Here is a 10255-nt window from a genome sequence, read left to right on the forward strand (position 1 = left end):
AGACCCCGCAGCGGGCATGGCCGTCAAGGGAGGGGCGGACCAACCGTCATGACGCGCGGGCCGCAGCGGCCCCACCCACCTTTGCGGTCAGGCCGGCCAGACTGTCCAGCACCCGCTGGCTGATGTCCTTGTCCTTGGCATTCCAGTATTTGGCCGTGGTCTTGTAGGGCAGGCGGATATGCGGCTCGATGAACTGGCGCAGGGTGTCGCCCTCAAGCAGGGTCAGATGGGCCCGGGCCTCGTCGGGGTCCGCGTCCCGCAGATAAACGGCAGCGGCCCGGGTCAGCATGCCGGGCCCGGATTTGAACCAGGCCCCATCGGCATCGCGCGCGAGCAAGGCGCGCACCGTCATGTTCAACGCAATGCGCAGCACCGGGTTGCCGGGTGGTGCGATCAGGGTGTTGTTGGCGATGGCCCCGATGGGCTCGCGGGTGACAACAAGGCCCGACCCCAGCCCCGCCAGGGTGGCGATGTCGCCCACCACCTTGTCATCGGCATCGCTATAGATCCCGCCGAACTTGTAGATCAGGCACAGGCGCAGCAGATCGCTTTCCTCGGTCACGTGGCGGGCACGCTGAAAGGCGGTGACGAGGCGGGGGCTGAACTGGCGGCGCAGCATTTGCAGGGCGCGGGCGCGGGTCATCAGCACATGTTCGAACCCCGGCACACCCTGCCAGCCCGCAATCAGGGCGGCCACGTCGGCGGGCACCGTGTCATTGTCCCAATACTGAAAGATGCGGCGGGGCACGGCGCGCTCGGTCTGCGGGGGCGCGTCGCAGGCTTGGGCTGCCCAGCGATCAACACAGGCCTTGGCGGGGTAATAATACTGTTCGGCCAGCTTGGCCTGGGTGGCCTCGGCAGAGGCACCGGTGGCCAACGCACGGGCCTCAAGACTGCGGTACACCTGCAGATCGGTCATCATCCGGCCATGCAGACCGGTGGTAAAATGGGCGGCCATGCGGCTGGTGCTGCCCGGATCGCTGCGCATGCTGTGCTGGGCGCTCAGGGCGCGGTCCAGATCACCGCAGGCCAGACACAGCAGCAGATATTGCTGCGGATGCAGACCCGGCAGGCCCGCATCGTGGCGGGCGGTGGCCCGCTCGAACACGGCCGTGTCCGCGCCCTGACCATACATCAGCATCAGGCGCTCACGCTCCAGATCCATATCGGGGGCCGCGGCCACCAGACGGTCCAGATGGGCGTGACCCGCCGCGTGGTTCTGCGACACGCTGCAGGCATGGACATAGATCATGATCAACGCGCGGTCTTCGGACCAGCGGCGCAAGGCCCGGCGCACATAGCGCAGGGCCAGACCGGCGCGGCCCCCATCCACCAGATAGCGACCAATGGTGCGGGCCTTGGTCGGGGTCTGGTCGATATTGGGCAGGCCGCGGACCTGGGCCACAGCAGCATCCGGCCCCTCGATCAGGGCCGTGGCCGCCGCCCGGAACACATCGCGCTCTGACAGGGTCAGCTTGGCACAAAGCGCGTCGATGATCGGACGCAGGGCCACGGGATCCGCCGTGATATGGGCCAGACGCAGCACCCGGTGGGCCAGGGCCTGAGACAGGCTGGGGCGCGCCGCGAGACCGGCAATCAGATGGCTGGTGATGTCGGGCAGGGTCTGGCGTTCGGCCAGCACCATCATCTGCTCGACCTGGGCGTCACTCAGGGCCGCCTCCCGGTCAATCAGCCCTTGCAACAGGGCGGCAACGGGCCTGGTATCCTCCGCCCGGATCAGGGCCTCGCACAGGGCCAGCACAAGGCGGGGATCGGGATCTTGAGAGGCGTCGACAGCCCCCTGCAACAGGGCCACACCTTTGGCATGGGCACCTTGGCGGCGGGTGATTTCGGCCTGTTCCAGCAGGGCGGGGATGCGCACATCGTCATAGCCCATACAGGTGTCCAGCGCGGTAAAGGCCTTGTCCAGGGCACCCGCCTGCACATAGGCGCGGCCCAGCTCAAGATAGAGCGGACCCGACCCCGCGCGGTAGATCAGCACCTGTTCCAGATCGGCCGCCGCCTGGCCCGGGCGGCCCGCCGCCATCTGCACCTGGGTGCGCAACAGATGAAAGACATCCGGGGCCGGAGAAGCATGGGCAATGGCAGTATCGCACACGGCCAGGGCCGCCTCCATCGCGCCTTGCTGGCGCAGCACGGCCACATGGCCCTGCACCGCCGGAATGCGATCGGGGCTCTGGGCCAGCACAGCGGCAAAGCCCATGCCCGCAGCCTCAAGATCCCCCACCTTGCGGTGCAGCCAGGCCAGGGCCATCCGGTTCTGCTCTGTCGCCTGCCCGGCGCTGACCAGCGCGGCCAGCACGTCAATGGCCTCAGCCACGCGGCCCATCTGCTCCAGGCCCTGGGCCCTGCGGCTCTGGACCACGTCATGGGGCAGCGCCTCAAGATCCGCGGCGCGATCACACAGATCCAGCGCCTCCTGGGGGCGGCCCCGTTTCAGGGCCACATCGATCAGCCCGCGCAACGCGCCGGGATGGGCGGGGGCCGCATCAAGGGCCGCCTGAAACATCTGCGCCGCCCGGTTCAGGGACCCGTCGCGCAACAGCAGCATCCCCAGCAGCGCATATGCCGGCACATCCGCCGCCCCGTCCTCAAACAGCTCAAACAGCACCCGCCGCGCGGCCCCCACCTGGCCCAACCGATCCAGGGCGGTGGCCTGTTTGACCGTGGCCATGGCCCGCATGTCGGGAAACTCAAAGCGCAGGCCGCGCGCCAGGGTCAGGGCCTCGTCCAGCGCGCCCTGGGCCAACAGCTGATCCAACCGCCAGCGGTGGGCAGGCATAAAGTCGGGATGGGCCGACAGAATATCGTCCAGCTGCGCCATGGCGGCCTGCATGTCGCCTGCCGCATGCAGACGACGCAGTTCCGCCATAAGCACTGCAGGGGGGGGCGTTGAGGTCATACCGGGCCTATGCAGAGTGTCCAGATCAAGATGTCATGTCCTGCGCCAAGGTCAACGGCACAGCACCTGGCGCACACATGCTCCTGCGGGACATCCATCAAAAGCGCAAGGCGTTGTCGGAAAACGAGAATAACACTTTACAGGGGAACATTATGCTCAGTAACGTTGCGCGTGGACTAATAATTTTCGAAGGGAGTATTTCTTATGTCAGAGCCATTTCTCGGACAAGTTGTGATTTTCGGGGGTAACTTTGCGCCCCGCGGATGGGCCTTTTGTGACGGACAGCTTTTGGCGATTGCGTCCAACAGCGCCCTGTTCTCGATCCTGGGTACAATCTATGGCGGCGACGGTCGCACCACCTTTGCCCTGCCCGACCTGCGCGGCCGGGTGCCAATGGGGCCACGGCACGGGCCAGGCCTGTCGGATTACCGTCTGGGCCAGCGCGGCGGTGTCGAGGATGTCATCCTCAACATCACCCAGATTCCGGGGCACACGCACCCCGCCACAGCCACAGCCACCAGCACCGCCACGATGATGGCCGAAAGTGGGGCCGGCTCCAGCCCGGATCCCGCCGGTAAAATACTGGGGTCTGGCACCAACATCTATCTCGACAACGCCCGCGCCAATGATGTGGCCATGGACCCCGCCGCGGTGTCGGTGAACACGGATGTGTCCGTGACGGTCGGCAATGCGGGCAACAACCTGGATCACGAAAACCGCCAGCCGTTCCTGGCCATCAACTACATCATCGCGCTTCAGGGCCTCTTCCCCTCGCGCAGCTGATGACAGCGCGCATTTGCGCAAAACCGATCCTTTGGGCACCTCCATGCGAGGTGCCCATTGTATTTCGGGACCCACGATCATGACGATACCACAGGACTTACACCCCAAGGGCTGCACCCTGACCCTGGCCACGCCAGCAGAGGCCGATTTCCTGCGCCGCCTCTTTGTCGAGATCGAGACCGCCGCCATGCCCGTGGCCCTGCCCCCGCTGATCCAGATGCTGGACCAGCAGCATGACAGCCGGATGGCCACCTACCGCCAGAGCTTTCCCCAAGCGACCGATCTGATCATTCGCCGAAACGGCACCGCCATCGGGCGGCTGATGATCGATTTGACCCGCAGGCCCATCCACGGGGTCGACATCGCCATCCTGCCGGACTGGCAGTCAAAGGGCATCGGCACAGCCGTATTGCAGGCCATGTGCAACACTGCCCGGGCCTATGGCACGGATGTGTCGATTTCGGTGATCGAGGGCCAACCGGCCCAACGGCTCTATAGCCGGATGGGGTTCGAGGTGACGGGGCGAACGCCCCCGCATGCAACCATGCTGTGGTCCGGCCCCGCCGCCTAATTCACCACGATATTGTAAAGCGTTTTATCCGCGTCCTGAAAATGCGGATTGATGAACAGGTGCACCGGCTCCATCCCCGGAAAGGTGACGGGATAGGTCACATTGGGCAGCACCGGGCTGTGCGGGCCGCGCAAGGTCATCGAAAAACCGCCCGCCTGAACCAGCGCGCCCTCCTCCGCATCCTCCGGCACCGCCGAGGCGATCACCTTGGTCAGCGTCAGGGCAAATGTCGTGTCATCATTCAGATGCACGGTCACCTCCGACCCCACATGGGGTTCAACAAGGTCAGCAGTCAGTGTCACGAAAGGCCCCCCATCTTGGCTGATGTCGCGAAAAGTCGCACAGATTGAACCACTTGATTAGCGATTTCTTGGCAAAATGCACCCTAGAAAGCAAAACACACGTTTTTCATTGGCACATAGGTTAACTAAACCTTAAACGTGTACAAAATTAATTTGGATCAGGGGGACACACCATGCCCGTTTTTGAGTTTGATACAGGTACCGCGCAGATCGGGGGTACAGGGTCGACCATTGACCTGGATTTTACCGACAATGGCGTGAACTTCACGATCAGCACCACGGGAAACGACAATACGGGCGGTTTCGGGTTTCCCAATCAGATCAGATATAGCCCGAACGGGAATGGTGGTACGGGCGAACTGATCATTACCGACACGGATGTTGGTACAATCACCTTTGACGTCAGCAGCGGCGCGGCCGCAGGCAACTTTGCCGGTACAGGCACGGCTGGCAACATCACACTGAATTACGAAAACGTCATCAGCTCGTTTAATGTCACATTTGTAAATGCAGGAACCGGCCCCAACCAGACGTTCAACATCAGTAGCGGCACCCAAATCCAATTTGCGGCCGGGGGCAACGAATACAGCCAGATCATATTTACCTCTGGGTCATCCAACGGCTATGTCGTTGAAATCCTCAGCCTGACAGCGGCCATCACCTGCTATCTGACCGGCACGGCCATCGCGACCCCCACAGGGTCCATCGCCGTCCAAGACCTGCAACCGGGCGACGAGATCCTGACCGCAACGGGCGGCACCACCACCGTCAACTGGCTGGGTGTCCAACCTGTCGACACCACCACCGCCACCCCGGCCAAGGCTTACCCGATCTGCTTTGTGGCCGGATCGCTGGCGCCGAATGTGCCTGCGCGCGACCTCTTTGTGTCGCCTGACCATGCGATGGACCTGGGCGGCATCCTGTACAACGCCACCGCGCTGGTGAACGGCACCTCGATCTATCAGGTGGGCCAGATGCCCAAGGACGGGTTCACCTATTACCACATCGACACCGGCAGCCATGAATTGATCCTGGCCGAAGGGGCCGCCTCAGAGACCTATCTGGATGCGGTGGGACGCGAGGCGTTCATCAACGGTCACGAGGCTGCCGATGCGCCGATCATCACCGAAATGGCGCTGCCGCGCATCGTGGCCAAGCGCATGGTACCCAGCGACGTGACCGAGGCGCTGGCCGCCCGCGCCGACGCCCTGGGCCTGACGGGTCACGCCCGCGTCGCCTGACCCGCGCCAACGCATGACAGCACCTTCAAAAGGCCGGCATCCGCTGGCCTTTTTCTTTATCCGGGTTGCTGGCCTGCCTGCCTTGCCGCAATATGCGATCAACCCATATATCCTTGCATTTCAACGCCCGTGGACACGCCTTTATGACCTCCTCCACCCTCAGCTCTGATCCAGACACCCTGAGCCAAGTCAACCAAGAGTTGGAGCGCATTCAGCGCCACCAGAAGGCGGGCCGCTATGACGCGGCGGGCCAGGCGATCGGGACGCTGCTGGCCACCTATCCAGATCATCCGCAACTGGTGCACCTCAAGGGGCTGAACCTGATCTATACCGGTCAGACGGACCAGGGCCTGGCCCTGCTGGAACTGGTGGTCAGTGACGACCCCGATAATGTGCTGGCCCTTGTGGATCTGGGCAGCTTTCTGGCCCGGGCGGGCAAGCTGGACGATGCGATCCCCAAATTCCAGCTTGCCGTGGAAATTGCGCCCAACCATGCCCTGGCCCAGGCCAATCTGGGCGCGGCCCTTCTGGTCAAGGAACGATATGGGCCCGCCATCGAGGCGCTGAACAAGGCCATCGACCTGAACAGCGACCTGCTGGATGCGCATCTGAACCTGGCCCAGGCCTATATCCGCAGCAACCGCCATGCCCAGGCGGTCAATCCGCTGTTTCGGGCCCTGGCACTGGACCCGCAATCGGTGGCGGCGCATGAAAACCTGGCCCTGGCGCTGTTCCGGGCCGAACGGCACGAGGCGGGGGAACATCACGCCCGCCGCGCGCTTGAACTGGATCCGAACGCGGTCGGGGCCAAGTTCCATCTGGGCAATATCCTGGCGGCCATGGGCCGGATCGAGGCCGCCGCCGAAGTGCTGCTGCCGATTGCGGCCAATCCGCGGATCGGGCTGGGCGCGCTCAACCGGTTGATCACCCTGCGCAAGACCACCGCCGACAGCCCCGAATACAAGCTGCTGCAGAAATATATGGAACAGCTGGACAACATGCCCGATCCCGCGCGCCAGACCCTGCATTTTGCCATGGGCGCCGCAGCGGACAGCATGAATGACCCGGCCACGGCCATCGATCATTTCCGCAAGGGCAACGCGATCTCTGCCCAGTTGCATCCCTTTCAGCAGGACAATCACGACACCCGCCACGACCGGATACGCGATCTGGTCACGCCCGCCTTTGTGGCGCGCCACCGGGATGCGGGCCTGCACGATCTGGCCCCCATCTTTATCTGCGGCATGCCCCGCTCGGGCACGACGCTGATGGACCAGATGTTCTCGCGCCATTCCGCGGTGCAGGCGGGCGGCGAATTGCGCGCCACGAGCTATGCCTTTGGCCAAAGCCCCGATCTGCGCAAGGTGCTGGAGCGCGAGGCCCCCGACGACACGGTCACCGACGACATGCTGACCACACTTGCCGAGCATTATCAGACCTACCTGCACAATGAGGGCCTGAAATCCGAATATGTGTCGGACAAGATGCCCGGCAACTACCTCTATGCCGGGATGCTGGCGCTGGCCTTTCCCCGGGCCAAGGTGCTGATCATGCGGCGACACCCGATGGATTGCCTGCTGTCCAACTTCATGCAGAATTTCGGCTCTAATCAGCCCTTTTCAACCCGGATCGACACGCTGGTGGACGTCTATAAACAGTTCGACCAGAGCGCGCGGCACAGCCTGGCGGTGCTGCCCGAACAGGTCCGCTTTGTCGAGTACGAGGCGGTTGTGGCCGACCCCGAAGGGCAGATGCGCGACGTGATGGATTTTGTCGGCCTGCCCTTTGAGGAGGCGATGCTGGATCACGCCGCATCGCTGCGCCCGGTCAACACCGCCTCGGTCAGCCAGGTGCGCGCACCGATCTATGCCACGTCGGTGGCCAAATGGCAGCGCTACGGGCCGCTCTTGCAGGATATGGCCGACCGGTTGGGCGACCACCTGTCGGCTGAGGATCGGCGCCTCTGCGGGTTGCAGGGCTAGGCCCCGGCATGGCCCGGCAGGTTGCCCTCGTACGGACCCACCAGATGGGTCCCGCCGAAGACCGGCTGATCAAGACGCTGCGCGCGGGCTTTGGCGATGACATCGTACTGTGCTTTGACGCGCAAAACGGCCCGCCGCCGCCCGGGTTCCCCAAGACGGTGGCGATGACCCCGGCCCTGCTCAAGGAAATGGGGCTGATCTTTCCCGAGGACTGGGCCTGGCGCTGTGGTGATTTTTGCCATTACGCGGCGGCGCGGGCCTATCCCGATTACGACCACTACTGGCTCTTTGAACCGGATGTGGCCTTCAACCAGGTCACGACCAGTGATTTTCTGGCCGCCACCGATGCCAGTGACGCCGATTTCCTGGCCTCGGCCTCCGGGCCCGCCAACAAGAACTGGCCCCATGCCGCGTCGGTCCTGACGATGTTCCCAAAGGCACATCAATGCTTTTTCCCGATCACCCGGCTCAGCGCCCGGGCCATTGCCGCCCTCTTGCCGCAGCGCATCGCCCTGGCACAGCATTGGCAGGCCCAGGGGCTGCACAAGACACTTTACGCCAATGACGAGGCCTTTGTGGCCACCGCCATCGCCGCCACCGCGGGGCTGCGCTTTGAGGCCTTTCGCGCCCTGGCGCCCGGGTTTTTCACCAACAATCCGCCGCTCTTTTCCTGGCGCCGCTCGGTGATGGATGTGGACATGCCCCACCTGCCCCCCGGCATCCTGCACCCGGTGATGGACAAGGCCACCTTCGAGGCGCGCATTCTCGGCCCCAGGTCGCGCAGCTGGATCCGCCAGGATGCCGACTATCTGACCGGGGTGCTGAACCGGCACTATGCGCCCGCCGACGCGCAGCGGATTTTCAACGCGATCCGATGGCAGAAATAGTGCAGCCCCCCCGCCCTTGTTGCCTATACCCCGGGATGCTAGAGCGTCCGTCAAAGAGCTTTTATTGCAAAATATCGGAGACTTGGGGTGAGTGATCCTTTTGTTATCTGGACCATGCGCCGCACCGGCGGAACAACGTTCACCAGCCTGCTGACCACGCTTTCCGATCACCCCGGCACCCAGCACGAGCCCTTCAACCCCGACCGCAAGTTCGGCCATGTGACCCAAGGCTGGATCGACACCAAGGATCCCGCCCAGCTGATGGATGGGCTGGACAAGGTCCTGGCAGACCGCCCCCTGATCAAACATTGCTACGAGCTGATGCCGGAAATGATCAATCTGGCCCTGATCAAGGCTACCTCGGAACGCGGCTACCGCCATATCGTGCTGGACCGCGAGGCCGAGGTTGACCGGATCATCTCGCTTGAGCTGGCCAAGGTGACCGGGGCCTGGGGGGCCGATGCGGCCGCAGAAATCTATGCCGATATCGCCAATGGGGCCAAGACCCTTGATCCCATTGACGTGAGCCAGGCTTGCGATCACATGATGGCCTGCGCCAGCCAGCGGCGGTGGCTCACCAGCCAGTTCGATACTGCGCAACGCACGCCCCTTCTGGTCTATTTCGAAGAAATCTATGGCGACTTCGAAGCGGGCCGCCACACCATCGAAGAGCTGCTGAAATGCCTCGACATCACCCCCGGGGCCCATCCCGATTATGAAAAGCTGCTGATCGAGGCGCTGACCGAAAAGTCGCAGAACTCGCGCAGCATCGCCGATGCCGTCCCCAATATGGACGCCCTGCGCACAGCACTCGAAGACTGCTATGCCAGCGAGGGGTTCCGCTATGAGATGGCCACGCGCAGCCACATGCCCACCGCCAACACGGCCACTGATGCCTCCGGCATGCCGGTTCCCGCCCCTGCGGCGACAAGCGGGCTGATCGTGGATGTGGGGGCCGGGATGGGCGATGACACGGCATTCTATCTGGCCAAGGGGTTTTCGGTACTGTCCGTCCCCCACGAGGCCGAAGAGGCGGACACCATCGAGGTCCGCCTGTCCGACGCCATCGCCACAGGCGCGCTCCTGGTGCAGCAGACCGACCTGTCGCCCACCGGCGCGCCCAACCCCCTGGTCGACCAGATCACCGAAAAATACGGCGTCCCCCATTACGTCAAGATCGAAGCCCCGGGCGGCGAACATGACATCGCCACCGGGATCACCGGCGCACATGGCCTGCCGCCCAATCTGTCCTTTCAGGTCAATGCCACCTGGGAACGCATCGTCCAGCATCTGGCCGAGCTGGGCTATGGCCAGTTCCAGATCGTGCGCCAGGGGGCCAAGCACCTTGACCCGCCGCCCAATCCCGCCCGCGAGGGGCTTTATGTGCCGATGCGGTTCACCGCCGCCATGAGCGGCTGTTTCGGCCGTGAACTGCCCCCCGAAGACTGGATGGACCTCGACGACTTCATCAAGCACGTCAACATCGTTCAGGCGAACCGCGAAGAGGCCCGCGCCATGGGCAAGAACCCAGGCTGGCACGACATCCACTGCCGTCTCGGACGATAG

At 63.8% G+C, this 10255-nt stretch carries 8 protein-coding genes; 6 read left to right on the forward strand and 2 right to left on the reverse strand.

What is annotated here, in order from left to right:
- Window positions 1-46: 46 nt before the first annotated feature.
- Window positions 47-2893, reverse strand: a complete 2847-nt coding sequence (locus Q1A44_RS19590) for a tetratricopeptide repeat protein (protein WP_299628626.1) — start codon at window positions 2891-2893, stop codon at window positions 47-49.
- Window positions 2894-3127: 234 nt separating this feature from the next.
- On the opposite strand from Q1A44_RS19590, the gene Q1A44_RS19595 reads away from it, so the two are divergent.
- Complete coding sequence (locus Q1A44_RS19595) at window positions 3128-3706, forward strand: tail fiber protein (RefSeq protein ID WP_299628628.1); 579 nt, start codon at window positions 3128-3130, stop codon at window positions 3704-3706.
- Window positions 3707-3785: 79 nt separating this feature from the next.
- Window positions 3786-4277: a GNAT family N-acetyltransferase gene (locus tag Q1A44_RS19600; RefSeq protein WP_299628630.1), complete on the forward strand. Its 492-nt coding sequence runs from the start codon at window positions 3786-3788 to the stop codon at window positions 4275-4277.
- Here Q1A44_RS19600 and Q1A44_RS19605 read toward each other — a convergent pair.
- On the reverse strand, window positions 4274-4579 hold the full coding sequence (locus Q1A44_RS19605) for a hypothetical protein (RefSeq protein ID WP_299628632.1): 306 nt from the start codon (window positions 4577-4579) through the stop codon (window positions 4274-4276). The genes Q1A44_RS19600 and Q1A44_RS19605 overlap by 4 nt on opposite strands.
- Window positions 4580-4752: 173 nt before the next feature.
- On the opposite strand from Q1A44_RS19605, the gene Q1A44_RS19610 reads away from it, so the two are divergent.
- The 4 genes from Q1A44_RS19610 (at window position 4753) to Q1A44_RS19625 (ending at window position 10255) form a co-directional block, all read left to right on the forward strand.
- Window positions 4753-5820, forward strand: a complete 1068-nt coding sequence (locus Q1A44_RS19610) for a Hint domain-containing protein (protein WP_299628634.1) — start codon at window positions 4753-4755, stop codon at window positions 5818-5820.
- Between the two features lie 143 nt (window positions 5821-5963).
- Window positions 5964-7802, forward strand: a complete 1839-nt coding sequence (locus Q1A44_RS19615; protein WP_299628636.1) for a tetratricopeptide repeat-containing sulfotransferase family protein — start codon at window positions 5964-5966, stop codon at window positions 7800-7802.
- An 8-nt stretch (window positions 7803-7810) separates the two neighbouring features.
- Window positions 7811-8689, forward strand: a complete 879-nt coding sequence (locus tag Q1A44_RS19620; RefSeq protein WP_299628638.1) for a hypothetical protein — start codon at window positions 7811-7813, stop codon at window positions 8687-8689.
- Window positions 8690-8776: 87 nt separating this feature from the next.
- Window positions 8777-10255 (forward strand): hypothetical protein, encoded by a 1479-nt coding sequence (locus Q1A44_RS19625; protein ID WP_299628641.1) that lies wholly within the window; start codon window positions 8777-8779, stop codon window positions 10253-10255.

This window comes from uncultured Tateyamaria sp. (assembly GCF_947503705.1).
In the GTDB taxonomy this organism is placed as follows: domain Bacteria; phylum Pseudomonadota; class Alphaproteobacteria; order Rhodobacterales; family Rhodobacteraceae; genus Tateyamaria.

Coding starts and splice junctions, on each gene's coding strand:
- Q1A44_RS19595 (WP_299628628.1), top strand. CDS start 3,128: ATGTCAGAGCCATTTCTCGGACAAGTTGTGATTTTCGGGGGTAACTTT.
- Q1A44_RS19610 (WP_299628634.1), top strand. CDS start 4,753: ATGCCCGTTTTTGAGTTTGATACAGGTACCGCGCAGATCGGGGGTACA.
- Q1A44_RS19620 (WP_299628638.1), top strand. CDS start 7,811: ATGGCCCGGCAGGTTGCCCTCGTACGGACCCACCAGATGGGTCCCGCC.
- Q1A44_RS19615 (WP_299628636.1), top strand. CDS start 5,964: ATGACCTCCTCCACCCTCAGCTCTGATCCAGACACCCTGAGCCAAGTC.
- Q1A44_RS19590 (WP_299628626.1), bottom strand. CDS start 2,893: ATGGCGGAACTGCGTCGTCTGCATGCGGCAGGCGACATGCAGGCCGCC.
- Q1A44_RS19600 (WP_299628630.1), top strand. CDS start 3,786: ATGACGATACCACAGGACTTACACCCCAAGGGCTGCACCCTGACCCTG.